Source organism: Mesorhizobium sp. C399B, assembly GCF_030323185.1.
Lineage (GTDB): Bacteria > Pseudomonadota > Alphaproteobacteria > Rhizobiales > Rhizobiaceae > Mesorhizobium.
The window spans coordinates 4,792,531-4,813,636 of record NZ_CP100472.1 but is presented as its reverse complement, the minus strand read 5'-3'; the positions used below and the strand labels follow the sequence as shown (position 1 = coordinate 4,813,636).

Genomic DNA, 21,106 nt, shown 5'->3' with positions numbered 1-21,106 from the left:
CCGGGACCGCCCTATCCCTCGTTTGACGCAATCAACCGCGCTGCGCGGCCCGTTCGTCGAGCTGGCGTTGCACCTCACGCCGCTTGTTGGCGACCGAAGCGATGATAACGCCTACCGCCACGACGGCGATCAGGATGGTGCAGGCGGCGTTGATTTCCGGCGTCACGCCGAGACGCACCTGGCTGTAGATCTTCATCGGCAGCGTGGTGGCGCCAGGCCCGGAGGTGAAGGAGGCTATCACCAGATCGTCAAGCGACAAGGTGAAGGCCAGCATCCAGCCGGAGACGATGGCCGGCATGATCACCGGCAGCGTGATCTGAAAGAAGGTCTTTACCGGCGTTGCGCCGAGGTCCAAGGCAGCTTCTTCCAGCGAACGATCGAACGACACCAGGCGCGACTGCACGACGACAGCCACGAAGCACATGGTCAAGGTGATGTGAGCAAGCGTCACGGTCAGGAAGCCACGGTCGAGACCGACGGCAACGAACAGCAGCAACAGCGAAAGGCCGGTGATGACTTCCGGCATGACCAGCGGCGCAAACACCATGCCGGAAAACAGGATGCGGCCCCTGAAGCGGGTGTAGCGGGTCAAGGTCAGCGCTGCCAGCGTGCCGAGCACCGTTGCCACCGTGGCGGAGATGACCCCCACACGCGCCGTCACCCAGGTGGCGTCCATCAGCCCCTGATTGTGAAACAGCGAGGCATACCATTTGGTCGAGAAGCCGCCCCAGACGGTAACCAGCTTCGACTCGTTGAAGGAGAAGACGATGAGCAGCACGATCGGCAGATAGAGAAAGGCAAAGCCCAGCACGACCGAGGTGACGTTGAAGCGGCTCCAGGTGGCGTTCATTTGTCTTGCTCCTGGGCGCGTGCCTGAGCCTGCTGGAAGAGCATGATCGGCACGATCAGGAGCAGCAGCAGGATAACGGCGACGGCAGACGACACCGGCCAGTCACGGTTGGCGAAGAATTCATTCCACAAGGTCTTGCCGATCATCAGCGTCTGCGACCCGCCGAGCAGGTCGGGAATGACGAACTCGCCAACGGCCGGGATGAACACCAGCAGGCAGCCGGCGATGACGCCGGGCAGCGACAGCGGAAAGGTGATCTTCCAGAAGGCGGCTGTCGGCGGGCAGCCGAGATCCTTTGCCGCCTCGATCAGCGAGTAATCCATTTTTTCCAGCGACGAATAGAGCGGCAGCACCATGAATGGCAGATAGGAATAGACGATGCCTATGAAGATCGCCGTGTAGGTGTTGAGGATGATCAGCGGCTGATCGATGATGTTCAGCGACAGCAGCAGTTGATTGAGCAGCCCCTCGGGCTTGAGGATGCCGATCCAGGCGTAGACGCGGATCAGGAACGACGTCCAGAACGGCAGGATCACCAGCATCAGCAAGGTCGGGCGGATCGTCGCCGGCGCGCGCGCCATGCCGTAAGCGATCGGGAAGCCGACGAGCAAGGTCAGTATCGTCGAGATCGCCGCGATGATGACGCTGGTGACATAGGCTTTGAAGTAAAGCGCGTCCTGCGTCAGCCAGACATAATTGTCGAAGCTGAGTTCGCGGAAGCGGGCAACGAATCCGGAAATGCCATCCCTGAAATCGAGCACCGGCGTGTAGGGCGGCATGGCGATCGCCGACTGCGACAGCGAAATCTTGAAGACGATAATGAACGGAATGAAAAAGAAGAACAGCAGCCAGAGATAGGGAACGATGATGACGAGCCGGCTGACGAAGCCGCTGGCGAGCCGCGTCGGCAATGGTTTGGCCGCGGCCGATGGACCGGCGTCGGTGATGGCGATGTTGGACATGGCCGCTCCCTACCGCGTCAGCACGACGCCGGCATCCGGCCGGAAGGAGACCCAGGCGCGGTCGTTCCAGGTCAGCGGGTCCTCGGTGACTCGCGCCGCGTTGAGCGCGCTTGCCCTGATCATCTGCCCGTCATCCAGCCGGATGTGGTAGACGGTCATGTCGCCGAGATAGGCAACGTCGTAGACCTCGCCCTCAAGCGCATTGACTGCGTCGGCCGGTTTCTTCGACGACACCTTGATCTTCTCCGGCCTGATGGCGAAGACGATGTCGGAACCGGCCTTTGTATCGGTGCTGTTTTCGACGACGATCTGGGCCCCTGTCGCGCCGGTGATGCGCGTGGTGTTTGCCGCACGCTCGGCGACCTTGCCCTCGAACATGTTCACATTGCCGACGAAGTGGGCAACGAAGCGCGAACTGGGGGCTTCATAGACTTCCGCCGGCGTCGCCACCTGCATCACCTCGCCCTTGTCGATGATGGCGATGCGGTCGGCCATGGTCATCGCCTCTTCCTGGTCGTGGGTGACGACGACGAAGGTAAGGCCGAGATTTTGCTGCAGGTCCATCAGCTCGAACTGCGTTTCCTCGCGCAGCTTCTTGTCGAGCGCGCCGAGCGGCTCATCGAGCAGCAAGACTTTTGGCCGCTTGGCAACCGAGCGGGCGAGCGCGACGCGCTGGCGCTGGCCGCCCGACAATTGGTGCGGCTTGCGCTTGGCGAACTGCTCTAGCTTCACCAGCTTCAGCATCTCGGCGACGCGCTTTTCGATATCCGGTCCCGGCATGCCTTCCTGCTTGAGGCCGAAGGCAATGTTCTTTTCCACGCTCATATGCGGGAACAGCGCATAGGACTGGAACATCATGTTGACCGGGCGGCGATAGGGCGGGATGCCGCGCAAATCCTGGCCGTCGAGAAGGATACGGCCGGCGGTCGGCTCCTCAAAGCCGGCAAGCATCCTGAGCAAAGTCGACTTTCCGCAACCGGACGCGCCGAGCAGGGCGAAGAACTCGCGCTCGAAAATGGTCAGCGACAGATTGTTGACGGCTGTGAAGTCACCGAACTTCTTGGTGACGTTCTCGAATTGGATGTATGGCTTGGCGTTCGGGTCGTTCCATGGCGCGAAATCCCTGCGGATGCTGCCAAGCGATTTCATGTCCCACTCCGTCCTGTTTTTTTGCTTCTTGCCCCAGAGAAGAATGGTCCCGGCAGATGACTGCCGGGACCATGTCGCATTACTTACTGGCCGGTGACGATCTTGGTCCAGCTGCGCGTGATCAGGCGCTGGGTCTTGGGATCGTAGGGCTGGACCGTATAGAGCTTTTTCAAGGTCTCGGCGTCCGGATAGACCGCCGGATCATCCAGCAGCGCCTTGTCGACGAACTGCTGCGAAGCCTTGTTGCCGTTGGCGTACAGCACATAGTTGGACGACTTGGCGATCACTTCCGGCTTCATCATGTAGTTGAGAAATTCGAGTGCCTCGGCGGCATGCGGCGCATCGGCGGGAATCGCCATCTGGTCGAACCACATCTGGGCGCCTTCCTTGGGAACGGAATAGCCGATCTCGACGCCTTGCTTGGCCTCGACCGCGCGGTTGCGCGCCTGGAAGACGTCACCCGACCAGCCGACTGCCAGGCAAATATCGCCGTTGGCGAGCGCGTTGATGTATTCGGACGAATGGAATTTGCGGATATACGGCCGCACCTTCAGCAACGTCTCCTCGGCCTTGGCGATGTCGTCAGGTGAGGTGCTGTTCGGATCGAGGCCGAGATATTTGAGCGCCGCCGGGATGATGTCGGCCGGCGAGTCCAGCACATAGACGCCGCAGTCCTTCAGCTTGGCCAGGCTGTCGGGATTGAAGAACACATCCCAGCTGTCGATCTTGTCGGTGCCGAGTGCTGCCTTCACCTTCTTGATGTTGTAGCCGATGCCGACCGTGCCCCACATGTAGTTGATCGAATATTCGTTGCCCGGATCGTATTTGGCGGTGCGCTCCGAAACCGTGTCCCACATGTTGGAAATGTTGGGCAGCTTCGACTTGTCGAGCTTCTGGAACACGCCGGCCTGGATCTGGCGCGCCAGGAAGTTGCCGCTGGGCACGACGACGTCATAGCCGCTGCCGCCGGCAAGCAGCTTGGTCTCGAGGATTTCATTGGAATCGAAGGTGTCGTAGACGACCTTGATGCCGGTCTCCTTGGTGAAGTCGTCAATGATGGAACTGTCGATGTAATCCGACCAGTTGAAGACGTTGACGACGCGATCCTCGGCATGGCCGCCGACGGCGAAAAGCGTCAGAAATGCCGAGGTTGCCGAAAGCCAGAGCGCTTTGCGGATCATGCTGTTCTCCTTTGATGAGTGTTCCTTCGCCAAGTCGTCGCTGTTCGAGCGCGATTGGGCATTTGCTTCAGAGTATTGAGCTTTCCGGGCAGCCACAAGCATGAACTGCCAGCGCCGTCCGGGCGGTTCGACGAGCGGCAGATGATGGCTCTGTGTGCCCGCATGGCGGGCGCGCTGACGCCGTCAGAGGCTTTCGCCGCGGCGCGGGCAGGGATACGACGCTGTGGTCCGGTCTTGGTCCGACCGGCGGGGACACTTGGCAAGATAAGCCTGTCTTGTTGTTGCCGAGCCCCCAGCCTGCCCGTGCCGCAGCAAGGTTGTCAATGGCCCGCGCGGGGAAGCTCGGTCAATAGGGCGTGCGGCTTCGCTAATTGGGAAAGACGGGCGTAATTAGGGAAGACGGGCTCAACCAAGGGAAAGGCGGGTCAATTAGGGGATGGCAGGCCGGTGGTCCCCGGCCGTGCAGGCCTCGCCTGGCGCTTGAATTCAAGCGCGATATGGACGAGCAGCGCGGCGACCACCACCGCGCCGCCGATGATGGTGCGCACCGAGGGCACCTCGCCATGAACGAGCCAGACCCAGATCGGTCCGAGGATCGGCTCGAACGTGCCGAGGAGTGCTGCGATCGCCGCCGGAACCAGCCTCGCGCCGGTGGCGAAGAAGGCAAGGCCGAGGCCGAGATTGATGACGCCGAAGGCAAACAGGAAAGCCATGTCGTGGGCCGACGTGGCAAACTGCGTGGCTTGCGATGCGGCGAAAGCCGCTGCCAGCATCGTGCCGAGGCACGTCGCCGGCGTCATGCGCACATGGGCGAAGCGCCGGGTGATGACGGTGGCAATCGAGAACATGACGGCGATCAGCAGCGACAGCCCGTCGCCGATGGGCGATACGGCGCCGTCGAGCGATTCCGACACCATGATGGCGACGCCGGCGATGACGGCGGCGATCGCCACCCAGGTCGCGACGGCGACGCGTTCGCGAAACAGCACCCAGGCAAGCAATGCCGCCAGCAGCGGCACACCGGCCTGCATCAACAGGATATTGGCAACGGTGGTGTAGGCGAGCGCGACAACGAAGCACGTCGATGCCGTGGCGAAACAGACGGCCACGGCAAGGCCGGGCAGGCCCATGTCGCGAAACAGCCGCAACATGCCGCGCCAGCCGTCGCGCCAGGCCATGAAGCAAATCAGGAACAAAGCCGCCCACAGCGAGCGCCAGAACACCACCGTCCAACTGTCAGCGGTGTCGATGAAGCGGGCGATGGTGCCGCCAAAGCTCCACATCAGCGCCGACAGGAACACCAGCAGCAAGCCGACCCGCTCTTCGCGCGGCGAGACGATCGGCGGTGCGGCGATTGGAGAAGATGCGGTATCGGTCATGAGGTGCGACTGTCGGCTATCTCGGGGCGGCATGATGCACAATGGACGACAGAAACGTGCCGTATTCGCCTAGCGCATAGGCTACCCCCGGACGTGATCCAGCCCGGCATTCCCTTTGGCGCACCGCCAACCGGCAGCCATACGGGCGAACACCGCCGTTTCTAGGACATGCCCTTGTTGCCGCGGATAAAGCGCCAAAGACCGGCCAACGGTACCAGCAGCAGAATGCCGAACTTTTTCAGGGCGATGAGCGCGACCGCAATCAGGCCGGCCTTTGCCGCGAGTTTTCCGGCGATGAGGCCGCCAATGCCAACCGCGGCGACCGTGTCGGTGCCTGGCAGAAAATCGGTGTATTTCTTGCCGGTGTTGAAGTCCGCCACGCCCAGCACTTCGTCCAGGCTCTGCTTGATCTCCGGCAATTGTTCGACCGTAGCGATGTAGCTCATCACGAAGACGCCTTCCCGGCCGAGGAAACGGACGTCGTAATTGAGCGTGTGGACGGTATCGTCTCCGAACTGCAGCTCCTTGGCCCAGTGCAGCCGCTTGTGGACGAAATCATAGACCGGCGGCGAGGCCCAGCCGATCAGCTTGATCGGGGGAAAGCCGCCCTTCACCCGCTGATCGTTGGCCGACAATGTGTCCGCCTGCATGCTGCTCAGCAATTCGGTGTAGTCGATGGATGCGGCGTCGGCGTCATCGACATGGCCGATCTTTTCATAGCGCAATTCGATGCCCCAACCGTTGCCGGCGATGGGCTCGTACTTGGCCGGGAAGATCATGCCGATTGCTTCGGACGCGGTATCAGGCGGATTGCCCCAGGCCTCGGTCAGGACGGACGTCGCGTCCTTCTTGCCCAGAAAATAGAACTTGTCCTTGAGATCGAGATGGATGCCTTCGGGAAGGTCGACCGCGCCGGTCTTTGGATCGATTTTGTCCAGGAATGCCTTGCCGTCGTCACTATACTGTTGATAGTCCTTGAAGAATTCCGAGGATTTTTCTGCCAGAACAGGCCCCGCCAAAAGGGCAAGCGCCACGCCAAGCCACAAAGCTTTCCTGTTCATAAGCCATCCCCCCCTTGGCTGCCCTGCAGCTCACCTTCGATAGCGCAGCGCCGATGCTTAATCAATATTTGGTTCGGCGACGGTTCGGGCAGCGCTCTATTGCTTAGCGCAAACAGCTGCGGTCTTCCGCGACCTCCAGCCCGAGAAGCATCACTGGAAATCGAAGGCGCTCAGGCCCGTCGCCATCTCGTCCAGGCCCAGCGGACGGGTCACCGGCGGCTCGGCGCGGGCGAGGCAGCCGATGCGTTCGCACAGCCGGCAAGCGGGACCGACCGGCGTGGCGGCGCCCTGTCCGGCCTTTGCCGGCAGCCCGGCGCCATAGACGCTCTCGTCGCGAAAGCCGATATCGCAGCCCAACAGCAGCGCGGTGCGGCGCGGGCGCTCGGAGAACGAACCCTGCGGCCCCTCGAGCGTGCGTGCGATGCAGAGGAACTCGGCGCCGTCGGGCATTTCCACCGCCTCGACCAGGATCTGGCCAGGCGAAGCGAAAGCGGCATGGACCGGCAGTTTCGGGCAGCCGCCGCCAAAGCGGCTTTGCGGAAAGCCCTGGCCGCCGGCCTTGCGGAAGCGGTTGCCGGCATTGTCGACCTCGAGCATGAAGAACGGCACTCCGGACAAGCCAGGACGCTGCAGCATGGTCAGGCGGTTCGCCGCCTGTTCGAAGGAGACGCCGAAACGCGAGCGCAGCACATCGATGTCGTAACGAGCCCGCACGGCGGCGGCATGAAAGGCCTGATAGGGCATCATCAAGGCATGGGCGGCGTAGCGGCCGAACTCGAAGCGGGCGAGCCGGCGGGCTTCGTCCGTACCGAGCTTCAGCGCCTGAATTTCGCCGGCGATCGCGACCGTCATGCGGATCAGGCAGGCCTCCATGGCGACTTCGCGCAACTGGTCGAACGGCGACAGCCGCTCCGATAGAAAAAGACGCTGCGAATGACGGTCATAACGGCGGCGCCAGTTCGGCATGGTGGCGACCGGCAGAACCTTGACGACGATGCCATACTCGCGCTTCAGCCACGCCTTCAGCGCGCCGAACAGATCGTCGCCGGGGTCGAGCATCGAGGTGAAGGCCTCGGCCTCTTCCTCCAGTGCTGCAAAATGGTTCGGCCGGCGCTCGAAAATCTCGTGCACTTCGTCGATCGGCAGCCGCGCACCGGACAGCGCCGTGGCGCGGCCCTCGCGCGCCAGAAGCTCGTTGAGATCGGACAGCCGCTCGGCCTGCTCGCGGTAAGCGCGAAACAGTTTTATCATCGCAGCCGATGCGTTGGGGGCGGCCTCGGCCAGTTCGATCAGTTCCTGGTCCCCCGGCAATTCACCGGCAAGCAGCGGGTCGCCGAACACTTCCTTCAAGGCCGAGATCGACCCTCTCGCCTCACCCTGCAATTCATGCGGGTCGACCTTGTAGACAGAGGCCAGCTTCAGGATCAGCTGCACCGTCAGCGGCCGCTGGTTGCGCTCGATCAGGTTGAGATAGGACGGCGAGATGCCGAGCCCCTCTGCCATCGCTGTCTGGGTCAGGCCTTTGGCGATGCGGATGCGGCGGATGCGCGGCCCGGCAAAGATCTTCTGGTCGGCCATCGGCTTTCCTTGACAGGAAATTTACACGACTTGCGAGCGATGAACGGCGCACCATCTTTTTACAATCATGACAGATTTACAGCGGCAGGCAGTCAAACACAACACAGGTTTTCTCTTATTTTCTACCGGAAATAGCGGTTTTCCTCGCTCTCGTCGCGGCGCAATGTAAATGATGTCACACACAGACGACGCACACTATCCCAGGGCGCGGCGTTTCAAGACACTGGCATCGATTGATCTGGAGTGACCAATGACTGATTTTTACAATCTTGTCCCATCCGCGCCCGAAGGCCGCTTCGACGGCATCGAACGACCCTATTCGCCGGACGATGTGAAGCGGCTGCGCGGGTCGGTCCAGATACGCCAGAGTCTTGCCGAAATGGGCGCCAACCGGCTGTGGAAGCTCATCCACGAGGAAGACTTCGTCAATGCACTCGGCGCCATGTCGGGCAACCAGGCGATGCAGCAGGTGCGTGCCGGGCTGAAGGCAATCTATCTCTCGGGCTGGCAGGTAGCCGCCGACGCCAACACCGCGTCGGCCATGTATCCGGACCAGTCGCTCTATCCCGCCAATGCGGCGCCCGAACTGGTCAAGCGCATCAACCGCACGCTGCAGCGCGCCGATCAGATCGAGACCTCGGAAGGCAACGGCCTGTCGGTCGACACCTGGTTCGCGCCGATCGTCGCCGATGCCGAGGCCGGCTTCGGCGGACCGCTCAACGCCTTCGAGATCACGAAGGCGTTCATCGAGGCCGGCGCTGCCGGCGTCCACTATGAGGACCAGCTGGCCTCTGAGAAGAAGTGCGGCCATCTCGGCGGCAAAGTGCTGATCCCGACCGCCGCGCATATCCGCAACCTCAACGCGGCGCGTCTGGCGGCCGACGTGATGGGCACGCCGACGCTAGTCGTGGCACGCACCGATGCGGAAGCGGCAAAGCTTCTGACCTCCGACATTGACGAGCGCGACCAGCCTTTCGTCGACTACGATGCCGGCCGCACGGTTGAAGGCTTCTACCAGGTCAGGAACGGCATCGAACCGTGCATCGCGCGCGCCGTTGCCTATGCGCCGCATGCCGACCTGATCTGGTGCGAAACATCCAAGCCCGATCTGGCGCAGGCCAAGAAATTCGCCGAAGGCGTGCGCAGGCATCATCCGGGCAAGCTGCTCGCCTATAATTGCTCGCCGTCGTTCAACTGGAAGAAGAACCTCGACGACGCGACGATCGCCAAGTTCCAGCGCGAGCTCGGCGCCATGGGCTACAAGTTCCAGTTCATCACGTTGGCCGGGTTCCACCAGCTCAACTTCGGCATGTTCGAGCTGGCCCGCGGCTACAAGGCGCGGCAGATGGCCGCCTATTCCGAGCTGCAGGAAGCCGAGTTCGCGGCCGAAGTCCACGGCTACACCGCGACCAAGCACCAGCGCGAGGTCGGCACCGGCTATTTCGACGCCGTCTCAATGGCGATCAGCGGCGGCCAGTCCTCGACCGCCGCCATGCATGAATCGACTGAGCACGCCCAGTTCAAGCCGGCAGCGGAATGAACCGGTCGACATACCAACAGAGGAAACGCCCGAAGGGCAAGGGAGAAGAAAATGGCATCCATAAGCCGCGTCAAGGAACGTGCAGAAGAGCAGTCCACCACGATGAGTGTCGACCAACAGGCGACCATCCGCATGCTGGCCAACGACCTGCACCGGCTCAATCAATCGGTGATGAAGGCAGTGGAGGCCGGCGTCTCGGTGGAACTGGTGCGCTCGGCCCGGCATCATGGCGGCGACGGCAATTGGGGCGACCTGCTGATCCCGGTGATCGTCACGCAGAAGAGTCACGGCTGATCTTTCCCTTACGGAAGCTTTGTGCTTGTGGAATCTATGGGCCCCGCCGTTCACTGGCCGATTTCAACGTCACCCGCGGGTTTTCAGCGCGGGTGACTTTCGCTTTTGAGCGTAAACTTAACTACAGTTCGAAAACAGACCTTGTCTCCGGGGTTTAATATTTCCAGCTATATTTCGCAGGTCCGTCATTTCAGCTTGACATGGCGGGCGATCTCACGCCAATTGGCTCTCGGATTTCAACCCTGCATTGAAGCAGCGCCGAGTGCCCGCCCCGCCCATGTGCCCTGTGAACCGCGAGACCGACACCGCCAAACATCTGAATTCGTCAAGCAGGGACGCGAACTCCGAGATATCAACGGATTTCTCCCACGTGCTGGTCGTTGGAAGATCGCCGATTAACCGGGTGGTGGTGTCGAAGATCGTCGAGAAGTCCGGACTGAAGCCGATCTCCGAGTCGCCCGAAATGGCGGCAAAGACATTGCGAACCCTCATTCCGGGCGCCGTCGTTCTCGATGGCGGCCCCGACAACGAGGACTGCCGCGCGCTGATGGCGGCCATCGACGCCTTGCGGCGGACATCTGGGCGGTCGCTCCCCAAGGTGATCCTGCTTTCAACCAAGACCGGCACGCCCGACAGCCTGGGCCTGTCGAGCGTGGTCGATGTGGTGGTAACCAAGCCGATCACCACCGAAAGGCTGCAGCCGGTGGTCGACCGGCTGATCAGTCTCGGGCGCGGCTGATCGCAATCCGCCCGAACGCGTGCGGGGCGGTCAGCCTTCCTTGCCGATGCTCTCGATCAAAGCCGGCAGTTCGCCAAGATCGACAAGCTGACGAAAACGCGGTGCCTCGACCGGCGGCTCGACGTGTTCGAGCACCCAGGTCAGCTCGTGCGGGACGTACACACCCCAGCTGCCGGCCTCGATGGCCGGCACCACGTCCGACTTGAGCGAATTGCCGACCATCATGCTGGTCTGCGGGCTGCCGTGGCGGCCAAAGATCCTGGCATAGGTGGCGGCGCTCTTGTCGCTGACGATCTCGACGGCATCGAACAGGTCGCCAAGGCCGGACGCCGCCAGCTTGCGCTCCTGGTCGAACAGATCGCCCTTGGTGATCAGCACCAGATGGTAGGCGCCGGCGAGCCTTTCCACGGTCTCACGCGCATGCGGCAAAGCCTCGACCGGATGTCCCAGCATGTCGCGGCCGGCGGCAAGGATTTCGGCGATGGTCGACCCCGGCACACGGCCCTCGGTCACTTCTATTGCCGTCTCGATCATCGACAAGGTAAAGCCCTTGATGCCGAAGCCGTAGACGGCAAGGTTGCGCTTCTCGGCCTCCAGCAGCCGTGCCGAAATGTGCTCGGCCTCGCCATGGTCGGCGAGCAGGGTTGCAAAATGCTTCTCGGTCAGGCGGAAGAACTGTTCGTTCTGCCATAGGGTATCGTCGGCGTCGAAGCCGATAGTGGTCAGGGGCATGGTCGACTGTCCCGTTCAAGTGAAGGCAATGATGTAGACGTTGTCGCCGCACACTGCTAGCTACGGCAAGGGAATGGTGGGAAGCAATGCCGGAATTGGGCGCCTGGAAGCGTGAACTGGAGCAAATTGTGGGCTCCTTGCCAGGGCGTACTCCGACTGAACTCATAAATGCCATCCGAGATCTTGGCATCGCCATGGGACACGATACCGGCGAGGCGTTGCTTGAAACCTACCCGGAGATCCTTTCGTACCGACCGGCGCTGACCGCCGCATTCGGCAAGATGGTGCAGGAGCAAGATACCGCCGAGATCAGGCACATGCTGGATCAGGATCTGAGCGGTCCGGCATCCTTCGGGCAGATCGCAGCGGGAAAAACAAGCATCGGCGTGCTGTCATCCAGGGATGCGTATAATCGCCTGAACGAAGTCTTCGATCACGTCGATTTCGGCAGCTGCTGCCGCGCTGTCATGGTCGGCTGCGGAGGGCGTCCGTTTACGATGTTCCGCATACACGACCAGACTGTCGTCCCCGAAATCATCGGTCTCGATATTGTGCCTGAAGCGGTCGAAACGGCAAACAGGCTTGCGGCCAAGCTCGGCTATGTGCGGATGCGGGCCGAGCTTTGCGACGGCCGCGACTATGACTATGGCGAGGCGCAGGTCGTTTACGTCGCCAGCATGGTATCGCCCAAGGCAGCGGTGGTTTCTCGCATAGCCGATACCGCGCCTCAAGGTGTGCAGATCGTCTTGTGGGAGCCGGTCTCGCTTGGCAGGCTGTGGGTGGAAAGCGTAGAAAGAACGCTTGATCCCCGGCTTGCGGTTACCGGCCGCACGAGCATCCATCGAAATATGACGCGGGACGTGTTCGTTGCACGCGGGAGTGTTCCCAGGCCAGCAAGCTGATCATGCCAGGGCTGCGGATGAGCGACCGCGTGCTGCTTACCCTGGTACAGGCATGGTGCCTTGTCCGCCATCCGATGATTTGCGCCCGCACCTTCAATCATAGCGGCGTGCTGCCCGATCCGGCAAGGCCCGCTTCCTATGCAGACAAGTTCCTGTGGCGCAAGATTTTCGACCACAATCCCTTCTTCACCACGGCTTGCGACAAGCTCGCCTCGAAAGCCTACGCTCTGTCCACCTGTCCAGAACTCAAGACGGCTGCGGTTCTGTGGTCCGGATATGACGCGGCAGAACTTCCGGCGGAGCTGCTCACCGGCAATGTCATGGTGAAGGCCAATCATGGCTGCCGCTGGAACATGATGGTGCGCAACGGTGAGGTAGACAGAGCTAGGCTGCGCCGGCGTACGGCACGCTGGATGCGCCACCGCTACGGCAGGAAGCTCGGCGAATGGGGCTACAAGCACGCCAGCAGGCGCATCCTCGTGGAAGAGATGCTCCTCGAGGACGGTCAGCCCGTTGCTTTGGAGTACAAATTCCACGTGTCTAACGGGACGACGGCCTATGTCTATGCCGCGCGTCGGGATGAACACGGCAACGAACAGAAATGTCATTTCGACCGTGACGGAACCTACGCGCCGCCACCGCCAGGCAGCGGCCCCCAGTGGATCCGGATCGACCTGCCGGCATCCTTCCCGCGCATGCTTGCCATCGCCGAGCGGCTGACCGCGCCGTTCGATCACATGCGATGCGATTTCTACGAAATCGAAGGCGCGATCTTCTTTTCCGAATTCTCGGTCTATCCGCTATCCGGCAAAGGCATCATCAACACAAGGCTCAGGGATCTGTGCGCAGACAGCTGGAACCTCAGCCAATCCTGGTTCCTGACCGCGCCGCAAAGCGGATGGCGCAGGCGCTATGCCGGTGCCTTGCGCAGATGGCAGGGCGCAAATGCGCCGCCCGGCAAGGCCGTCTGACATAGGCCGTTCAGCCTCGTTGCCGCACCTATCGGGCCGGCTCCCCTTCCCTTCCATCACCGGCAACAGCTATACTGTGATAATTGCAACCCAAACTGGTGAATGATGCCGCCTGCGAAAAAGGAAGTCCGTCCGTCGACCCGCGGAGGACGCGTCCGAACGCCTGCCTTCGTGAAAAATCAACGCGGCGTGAAGAACTGGAAGGAAGTCAGCGCCTGGCTGGAATGGCGCGGCATCGAAGACATAGAATGCATCACGCCTGATCAGGCTGGCGTCGCGCGCGGCAAGATGATGCCGTCGAAGAAATTCACTTCCAACACCTCGCTGGCGCTGCCATCGGCAGTGTTCATGACGACGATTTCGGGCGGCTATCCCGAGGACGGCAACGGTTTCCACTATCCGGAGGATGATGGCGACCTGAAGCTGATGCCGGATCTGTCGACGTTGACCGTGGTGCCGTGGGAAGAAGACCCGACGGCCGCCGTCATCTGCGACCTCGTCCATCAGGATGGCCGTTCGGTCGAGTTCACGCCGCGCAACGTCCTGAAGCGCGTGGTAGCAGCCTATGACAAGCGCGGGCTGAAGCCGGTGGTGGCGCCCGAGATCGAATTCTACCTGGTGCGCAAGAACCCCGACCCGGATTACCCATTGACGCCACCAGTCGGGCGTTCCGGGCGGCCAATCGGCGGCGGAGCGGGCTATTCGATCGCCGGCGTCAACGAGTTCGACGAACTGATCGACGACATCTACCATTTCTCCGAAAGTCAGGGCCTGGAGATCGACACGCTGATCCACGAGGAAGGCGCCGGCCAGCTCGAGATCAATCTGCGTCACGGCGATCCGGTCGAGCTCGCCGACCAGGTGTTCATGTTCAAACGCACCATTCGCGAGGCAGCGCTGAAGCATGAGATCTATGCCACCTTCATGGCCAAGCCGATCCAGGGCCAGCCAGGTTCTGCCATGCACATCCACCAGTCGATCATCGACAAGAAGACCGGGCTGAATATCTTTTCGGCGAAGGACGGCTCGGAAACCGACGACTTCTTCCATTTCATCGGCGGCATGCAGAAGCATGTGCCGAACGCGCTGGTGATGTTTGCCCCTTACGTCAATTCCTACCGCCGGCTGACGCAGTCGGCCTCGGCGCCGGTCAACAACAAATGGGGCTATGACAACCGCACCACGGCGTTCCGCGTGCCGCGCTCGGATCCGGCGGCGCGGCGTGTCGAAAACCGCATCCCGTCTTCCGACGCCAACCCCTATCTGGCGCTGGCGGCCTCACTTGCCTGCGGGCTGATCGGCATCACCAACAAGATCAAGGCCGAGCCTCCGGTGCTGACCACCGCAAACGCCGATGAGATCGACCTGCCACGCGGCCTGCTCGAAGCCGTCGACCTTTTCGAAGGCGACGAGGAACTATGCGCTCTTCTGGGCAAGTCCTTCGCCGCAACCTATGCAGCGATCAAGCGGGCGGAGTTCGAGACCTTCATGGAAGTGATCAGCCCGTGGGAGCGGGAGTATCTGTTGCTCAACGTGTGAGCGGCGACTTCGTCGTGTGAATGGTGAATAGTGAATGGTGAGTAGTTTCATATTGGATGGATGAGCGCAGACGTCGTGCGTCTCGCAGCCATTCACCATTCACCATTCACCATTCACCATTGGCTGGTGTCCCCATGCCTTACCAATCACCTATCTCCCCCGGTCGCTCCTGGTACGAAGACACAGCCGGACCACGCCCTGAGTACCCTGCCCTGGACGGCGGCCGCAGCTGCGACGTCGTCGTCGTCGGCGGTGGCTTCACCGGGCTGTCGGCGGCCGCTCATTTGGCGAAGGCGGGAGCCGACGTCGTTCTGATCGAGGCGCATCGCTTCGGCGACGGCGCTTCAGGGCGCAATGGCGGCCAGCTCGGCACGGGCCAGCGCGCCTGGGCCGAAGAGATGGAGGCCGAATACGGCTTCTCCCGCGCCAAGGCGCTGTTCGACCTTGCCGAAGAGGCGAAAGCGCACCTGCTCGAATTCGCCGCCGTCAACCAGATCGACATCGACTATATGCCCGGCCAGTTGTCCGTGGCGCACAAGCCGCGTTATCTCAACGACTACAAGGCGCATGCCGAGATCATGGCCAGCCGCTTCAACTATCCGCATATCGCCTTCATGGATGCAAGGGAAACGGCCGAACGGCTGGGCTCCATACGCTACTTCGGCGGCACCCGCGACACCGGCACCGGACACATCCACCCGATGAAGCTGGTGATCGGCACGGCAAAGGTCGCGGCAGCGGCCGGCGCGCACCTGTTCGAGCAGACACTATCGACCGGTGTTACCTCCAGCGGCGGCAAGGTCAGGGTGACGACTTCGAGAGGAACCATCACCGCCCAGAAATGCCTGATCGGTGTAAATGCCTATGGCGGCACGCTCGAGCCGGTGAGTGCCGCGCACATCATGCCCATCGGTTCCTTCATCGGCGCGACGGTGCCGCTGGGCGTCGATTCGAAAGTGCTGCCGGGCGGCGAGGCGGTCGACGATTCGCGTTTCGTCGTGCGTTATTTCCGCAAATCCAGGGATGGAAGGCTGCTGTTCGGCGGGCGCGAGGTCTATGGCGTCAACGATCCGAAGGACATCCATGTCCATATCCGCCGGCAGATAGCCGAGCTTTATCCGGAACTGAGCGATGTCGAGATCACCCATGGCTGGGGCGGCTATGTCGGCATCACCATGCCCAGGAAACCGTTCGTGCGCGAGGTGATGCCCAATGTGATCTCGGCCGGAGGCTATTCCGGCCACGGCGTGATGCTGTCGAACTTCTTCGGCAAGCTCTATGCCCAGACCGTCGCCGGCAACCGCGACAGACTGAAGCTGATCGAGGACCTGAACATCCCGGCTTTTCCCGGCGGCCGGCGATTTAGAACGCCATTATTGTTCTTGGCACTGAACTGGTTTTCCCTGAGGGACCGAATATAGAGAAAGTATCTCATATCGGCCGTGGCTGGTACTGAGCTGATTCTATTGAGCTGTTGGTTGCCGCAGCGAGACGTTGCAGAATCCTTAACAAGAGCGCACAATTCCCCTGAGGGCGCACTGATGCCACAATCAAGGGCAAAGGATGCCGGTTCTGGGCGATTGAACGGGGATTTCTGCGGGCCTGCCCGCTTTGTTGTTGGGACCGATGCCGATCGAATGCCGGGCTGCCGGCGCCGATCGAAAGAACACCGGCTCATCTTTTGGAGGTGGCAAGAGTGAACGAGCCCTTCAGTTTCGGCGCGCCGGAACGTCGGCGCTTCGCCATGCAATTCGGCTATGACATGCGGCCCTCCTTCTGGCAGGGGGTGCGCACGAATTCGCATCTGGTGATCGCCGCGGTCGGCACCGCAGCGCTGCTTGGCGTGGCGGGCATAGCGCTTTGGCTGGCGTTGCCGGCCAGCGACCGGCAAGCGATCGCCAGCACACAGCAGAACGTTCCGACTTTTCCGGTCAAGACGACCAAGATTGCCCCGGTCGCGGCCACGGCTGCCGCGGTAGCGGCGCCACAAGCCGCGCGCAAGGGCGATGCGGTTTCATCGACGGTCGCTGCCGGTGGGGCTGCCATGCCGCCGCTGTCGGCGAACGATCCGCGCTGGACTGCGGCGCAATCCAACAGCGACCCTGCCGCGACGCCATCCGATCAGGCGCCTGCCGAGCAGGCTGCCGCCAAACCGTCTGATGCCGCGGCATTCGAAGAACCGGCGGCGCAGAGCGACGCCACGACGCAGCTGTCAAAGGTCGCTGCTCCCGCCAATGACGACGACGCCGAGACCGCCGCCATACCGACGCCAAAACCGCAACTTCCAAACGAGCAATCTTCCGCCGCAACGGACGATACCCAGGCCAAGGCCAAGCCACAGAAGGTGGCTGCTGCCGCCGGCACCGGACGCATCCTCAGGGCGGTGACAATGCGCAGCGGTCCGCAGAAAAACGCCGCCGCCATGGGGACCGTGCCCGCCAAGTCGTCGGTGCAGGTGATGAGTTGCAAGAAATGGTGCCAGATCGTCTACAACGGCAAGCGCGGCTGGATCTACAAGAGCTACATCAAGACCGGGGATTGACACGCAAGCCGCCAGATCTGGTCAGCCGCCGAGCAACCACCTGAAACGGTGTCTCCTGCGAGCAAGTTTGCGCTTCGCCAGGAAATCCCGCTGTTCCTCGAACGGCACCTCGTAGAGGCCGCACATTTGGCAGCTTTCCGACTTGCGGCATATCGGGACCCAGCATTTGACGTCGTGTGTCCAGGCGAGCGCGATCCTTTCCAGATGAAGGTTGGACGAACTTTTCAGCAGAATCAGTTCTCCTGGGACTGCCGTCCGTTTGATATGATCCGAAACTTCCTTGGCAGTGCGAAGCTCAATGAAACGGCCGCTGTCGCGGTCGGCCTGGCTGGCGCGCGAGCGATGCGCATTGTCGCCGGTATAAATGACCTCATCGGCGATTTCGCGCGCGATGTTGTAGGCGGCGCCGTATTTCCTCGACGAGCCGGCGTAGTCGGATATCTGCCCCAGCACAATGCGCTTGCGAGCACCCTTGGCCTTTGCAATCATCTCCAGAGCAATGTTGAGCGAATGCCAGGGCGCTTTGGCCGTATCGACCAGGAATTTCGGGCCCGCGGATACCTCTTGCACCGTAGAGCGGTTGGGCAGTGGTGCAAACGATGCCGTTCTCGCTACGACTTGCTCTGGCGGGACGCCAAGTTCCAAGGCGGCGGCAACAGCCGCTGCAGTCGGCAGCCAGAATTGCTCGCCGGGAAAAGGCGCTTGAATATTCAGGCTGCCACCGCGCCAATGAAGGGTGAACCGCAGCAATTCCGGATACGCGGCATGCACGTCACTCACGCGGTAGTCTGCCTCGCCGGACTGGCCGAAGGTCGCAATCCGGCATTTCGCGCCAGACGCCATGCCGATCACCAGTGGGTCATCGCAATTGAGAACCGCAAGTCCATCAGGTTGGAGTGCCCCGACCAGCGCCCGCTTCTCTCCCGCCACAGCTTCCAGAGTCTTGAACTTGCCGAAATGCTCCAGACGGATCATCGTAACCACCGCCACACTCGGCTTCAGCATCTGCGCCATGGCGCTGATCGTGCCGAAGTCGGAAGCGCCGGCTTCGAAAACGACGTAATCGACTTTGCCGGCCTTCCTCAGGCGCTTGTAAAGCGTTCGGATGAGCGCAGGCATTGTATTGGCCTGGGCCTGTAGATGCACCTTGCCTTGGGCGGCCAGTATGTGTGCAAGCAGGCTGGTGGATGTGGATTTGCCGGAGCTGCCGGTAATGCCGATGAACGTCGCCTTGTTACGCGCCCGCACCCAGCGCGCCTGCAGCCGTCGCAGCGCCCAGCCCAAGTCCTTGCGAATTTTCAGCAATTCCAGTTTCACACCCCGCCAGCTTTTAGCCAGCCTAATATGCGTCGTGCCAAGTTCCAGAGTCAAACGGGCGCTGGCGTGCTTCAGCCAAAGATTCTAGCGGCCGAGGAGCCGCAGCAGTCTGTGCTTGCGGCGCTTCGATTTTCTCTGCGCCACAAACTCACGGTGCTGCTCAAACGGCACTTCATAGAGGCCGCATTGCTCGCATCCCTCGGTCTTGCCGCATACCGAAACCCAGCACTGGACGTCGTGGGTCCAGGCAAGAGCGACACGCTCGAGGTGCAGATTGGACGAGCTCTTGAGCAGGATCAACTCGTCAGGCTGCGCGGTTTGGGCGATGTAGTCCGACACTTCCCTGGCCGTGCGCAATTCGATGAAGCGGCCGCTGTCGCGATCTGCCTGGTTCGCCTTGGAGCGATGGGCATGATCGCCGGCATAAATCACCTGGTCTGCAATCTCGCGCGCGCTGCTGTAAGCTTGGGCATATCTGTTATTCGAGCCGGAAAAATCCGATAGCTGGCCAAGAACGATACGTTTTCGCCCAAATGTCGATCCGGCTACCATGTCGAAGGCAAGGCTCAGCGAATGCCAGGGCGCCTTTGCGGCATCCACGATGAAGTGGGGGCCACCCGCGGGGACGAGCACCTGGCCGCGATTTTCCAGAGGCTGGAACGTCGCGATCCTGTGCTTGACCATCTGCGCAGGCACGCCCAGCTCAAGAGCGGTTGCCACCGCCGCTGAAGTCGGCAGCCAGAAATGCTCGCCGGGGAACGACGTCTCGATATCGAGCACACCGCCGCGCCAGTGGAGCGAGAACCGCAACGGCTTGGGATAGGAGGCCTCGATATCGCTGACGCGATAATCCGCCTGCTCCGATGTGCCGAATGTGACGGAACGGCAATCGCTCGCCGAGGCCATGCCCATCACAAGAGGGTCATCGGCATTGAGCATCGCGAAGCCGCCCGGCTCCAGCGCCGCGACCAGGGCGCTTTTTTCTCGTGCGACGTTTTCGACAGTCTTGAAACTGGCGCGATGCTCCAGCCGGACCATTGTGACAACAGCCACGTTGGGGCGAAGCAATTCGGCCATGGGCTTCATTGTATCCGGGCCGAATGCAGCAGCCTCGAAGACGACGTAGTCGGTTTTGCCGCCCTTTCCCATTCGCCTGGATAGCGTCGAGACCAACAGTTTCATCGTGTTGGCCAGAACCTGTGTATGGACCGAACCATGACCGGCCAGGATGTGTCCAAGCAGGCTTCCCGCCGTGGTCTTGCCGGAGCTTCCGGTAATGCCGATGAAAATTGCCTTGCTTCGCGCCCGCGCACGCGTGGCCAGGTAAAGCCGCAGCCGCCATCCCAGATCATAGCGACTTTTCTGCTGCCTGATCTTCATCACCCGCCAACACTATCCACGATCCCGTTATGCCTTTCGGGTGATCGAGAAGTCAAACTGGGGTCCGGCATGACGACGTCAACTGTTCGTTCCTCGGCCGGCCGGCGCACCGATGCGAACTCTTGCCGACATTGCTCTGTCTGCCATGCATTGCGAACAGCGAGGTACTTCCCGAATTGCTCAAATGCAGCGGCCGCCGTCGACCTCCAGCGCCACACCGGTGATGAAGGCGGCTTCGTCCGACGCAAGCCAAAGCGCAGCGTTGGCGATATCGAGCGGCGTCGACAGACGGCCGAGCGGTATCGAGGCACGGAATTTCTCGCGGATCTCCGGCGTGTCAGTGCCCATGAATTTCTCCAGCATGCCGGTCTCGCCGGCGACCGGGCAAAGGCAGTTCACGCGGATGTTCTTGGGCGCGAGTTCGACCGCCATCGACTTGGTCGCGGTGATCGCCCAGCCCTTCGAGGCATTGTACCAGGTGAGCCCCGGCCGCGGCCGCAGACCGGCGGTCGAAGCCGTGGTCAGGATGACGCCGCCGCCCTGCCGCTCCATGATCGGCACCACGGCAAGTGCGGCGTGATAGATCGCCTTCATGTTGACTGAAGTGATCAGGTCGAAGGTCGCCTCGTCGACGTCGAGCATGTCGCCATTGCGATGGGTGTAGCCGGCATTGTTGACCATGATATCGATGCGGCCGAAGGCGCTTTTTGCGGCATAGACCATCTCGTCGAATTCGGAACGCTGCGAAACGTCGGTCTGGGTCCAGATCGCGGCCTGGCCGATCTCTGCTGCAACGCGCTCCGCGCCCTTGGCGTTGAGGTCGGCGACGACGACCTTGGCGCCCTCTTCGGCAAAGCGCCTGGCCATGCCTTCGCCGAAACCTGACGCAGCACCCGTGATGACGGCAACCTTGTTTTCCAGACGCATGCTTTTTCCGCTCATTGAAGACCCACCTCGCAAGCGCATTTTCCTTTTTGTTTGATGCGTGTC

Annotated in this window: 19 protein-coding genes; 8 read left to right on the top strand and 11 right to left on the bottom strand. The window is 61.7% G+C overall.

The window, feature by feature from the left end:
• Positions 1-31: 31 nt before the first annotated feature.
• From NLY36_RS22845 to NLY36_RS22815, 7 genes are all read right to left on the bottom strand, one after another.
• On the bottom strand, positions 32-850 hold the full coding sequence (locus tag NLY36_RS22845; protein WP_023692377.1) for an ABC transporter permease: 819 nt from the start codon (positions 848-850) through the stop codon (positions 32-34).
• The gene (locus NLY36_RS22840; RefSeq protein ID WP_023681870.1) at positions 847-1,812 is read right to left on the bottom strand and encodes an ABC transporter permease subunit; all 966 of its coding nucleotides are present in this window, start codon (positions 1,810-1,812) and stop codon (positions 847-849) included. The genes NLY36_RS22845 and NLY36_RS22840 overlap by 4 nt, the downstream gene beginning before the upstream one ends.
• A gap of 9 nt (positions 1,813-1,821) precedes the next feature.
• Entirely contained in the window at positions 1,822-2,961 is a 1,140-nt protein-coding gene (locus NLY36_RS22835; protein WP_023681871.1) for an ABC transporter ATP-binding protein, read from the bottom strand.
• Between the two features lie 83 nt (positions 2,962-3,044).
• Positions 3,045-4,142, bottom strand: a complete 1,098-nt coding sequence (locus tag NLY36_RS22830) for a polyamine ABC transporter substrate-binding protein (RefSeq protein WP_023681872.1) — start codon at positions 4,140-4,142, stop codon at positions 3,045-3,047.
• A gap of 425 nt (positions 4,143-4,567) precedes the next feature.
• On the bottom strand, positions 4,568-5,521 hold the full coding sequence (locus tag NLY36_RS22825) for a DMT family transporter (protein ID WP_023735744.1): 954 nt from the start codon (positions 5,519-5,521) through the stop codon (positions 4,568-4,570).
• 161 nt (positions 5,522-5,682) lie between these two features.
• Positions 5,683-6,582 carry a DUF2167 domain-containing protein gene (locus tag NLY36_RS22820; protein ID WP_031199417.1) on the bottom strand — a complete coding sequence of 300 codons (900 nt, stop codon included), beginning with the start codon at positions 6,580-6,582 and terminating at the stop codon, positions 5,683-5,685.
• Between the two features lie 150 nt (positions 6,583-6,732).
• Positions 6,733-8,160, bottom strand: coding sequence for a helix-turn-helix domain-containing protein (locus NLY36_RS22815; protein ID WP_023681875.1), 1,428 nt, complete (start codon positions 8,158-8,160; stop codon positions 6,733-6,735).
• A 250-nt stretch (positions 8,161-8,410) separates the two neighbouring features.
• Here NLY36_RS22815 and aceA point away from each other — a divergent pair, with 250 nt between their 5' ends.
• The 3 genes from aceA to NLY36_RS22800 all read left to right on the top strand — a co-directional run bounded on the left by aceA (position 8,411) and on the right by NLY36_RS22800 (position 10,733).
• Positions 8,411-9,700 carry an isocitrate lyase gene (gene aceA / locus NLY36_RS22810; protein ID WP_023697300.1) on the top strand — a complete coding sequence of 430 codons (1,290 nt, stop codon included), beginning with the start codon at positions 8,411-8,413 and terminating at the stop codon, positions 9,698-9,700.
• 51 nt (positions 9,701-9,751) lie between these two features.
• Positions 9,752-9,994 carry an SMc00767 family acetate metabolism repressor gene (locus NLY36_RS22805; RefSeq protein WP_023669318.1) on the top strand — a complete coding sequence of 81 codons (243 nt, stop codon included), beginning with the start codon at positions 9,752-9,754 and terminating at the stop codon, positions 9,992-9,994.
• A 277-nt stretch (positions 9,995-10,271) separates the two neighbouring features.
• Positions 10,272-10,733 carry a response regulator gene (locus NLY36_RS22800; RefSeq protein WP_023697301.1) on the top strand — a complete coding sequence of 154 codons (462 nt, stop codon included), beginning with the start codon at positions 10,272-10,274 and terminating at the stop codon, positions 10,731-10,733.
• Positions 10,734-10,763: 30 nt separating this feature from the next.
• Here the strand turns inward: NLY36_RS22800 and NLY36_RS22795 are convergent, their stop codons facing one another.
• Positions 10,764-11,465 carry an HAD family hydrolase gene (locus NLY36_RS22795; RefSeq protein ID WP_031201930.1) on the bottom strand — a complete coding sequence of 234 codons (702 nt, stop codon included), beginning with the start codon at positions 11,463-11,465 and terminating at the stop codon, positions 10,764-10,766.
• Between the two features lie 86 nt (positions 11,466-11,551).
• On the opposite strand from NLY36_RS22795, the gene NLY36_RS22790 reads away from it, so the two are divergent.
• From NLY36_RS22790 to NLY36_RS22770, 5 genes are all read left to right on the top strand, one after another.
• Entirely contained in the window at positions 11,552-12,367 is an 816-nt protein-coding gene (locus NLY36_RS22790) for a class I SAM-dependent methyltransferase (RefSeq protein ID WP_156929752.1), read from the top strand.
• A gap of 2 nt (positions 12,368-12,369) precedes the next feature.
• Entirely contained in the window at positions 12,370-13,338 is a 969-nt protein-coding gene (locus tag NLY36_RS22785; RefSeq protein WP_050589025.1) for an ATP-grasp fold amidoligase family protein, read from the top strand.
• A 102-nt stretch (positions 13,339-13,440) separates the two neighbouring features.
• Positions 13,441-14,877: a glutamine synthetase family protein gene (locus NLY36_RS22780; RefSeq protein ID WP_023681878.1), complete on the top strand. Its 1,437-nt coding sequence runs from the start codon at positions 13,441-13,443 to the stop codon at positions 14,875-14,877.
• A 134-nt stretch (positions 14,878-15,011) separates the two neighbouring features.
• The gene (locus tag NLY36_RS22775; RefSeq protein WP_023697305.1) at positions 15,012-16,298 is read left to right on the top strand and encodes an NAD(P)/FAD-dependent oxidoreductase; all 1,287 of its coding nucleotides are present in this window, start codon (positions 15,012-15,014) and stop codon (positions 16,296-16,298) included.
• A 275-nt stretch (positions 16,299-16,573) separates the two neighbouring features.
• A complete protein-coding gene (locus NLY36_RS22770) occupies positions 16,574-17,419 on the top strand; it encodes an SH3 domain-containing protein (protein WP_023697306.1) in 846 nt (281 codons plus the stop codon).
• A gap of 21 nt (positions 17,420-17,440) precedes the next feature.
• Here the strand turns inward: NLY36_RS22770 and NLY36_RS22765 are convergent, their stop codons facing one another.
• From NLY36_RS22765 to NLY36_RS22755, 3 genes are all read right to left on the bottom strand, one after another.
• A complete protein-coding gene (locus NLY36_RS22765; protein WP_023697307.1) occupies positions 17,441-18,736 on the bottom strand; it encodes a Mur ligase family protein in 1,296 nt (431 codons plus the stop codon).
• Between the two features lie 84 nt (positions 18,737-18,820).
• Positions 18,821-20,116: a Mur ligase family protein gene (locus NLY36_RS22760; RefSeq protein WP_023697308.1), complete on the bottom strand. Its 1,296-nt coding sequence runs from the start codon at positions 20,114-20,116 to the stop codon at positions 18,821-18,823.
• Between the two features lie 180 nt (positions 20,117-20,296).
• Positions 20,297-21,043: an SDR family oxidoreductase gene (locus NLY36_RS22755; protein WP_027049416.1), complete on the bottom strand. Its 747-nt coding sequence runs from the start codon at positions 21,041-21,043 to the stop codon at positions 20,297-20,299.
• Between the last annotated feature and the right edge of the window lie 63 nt (positions 21,044-21,106).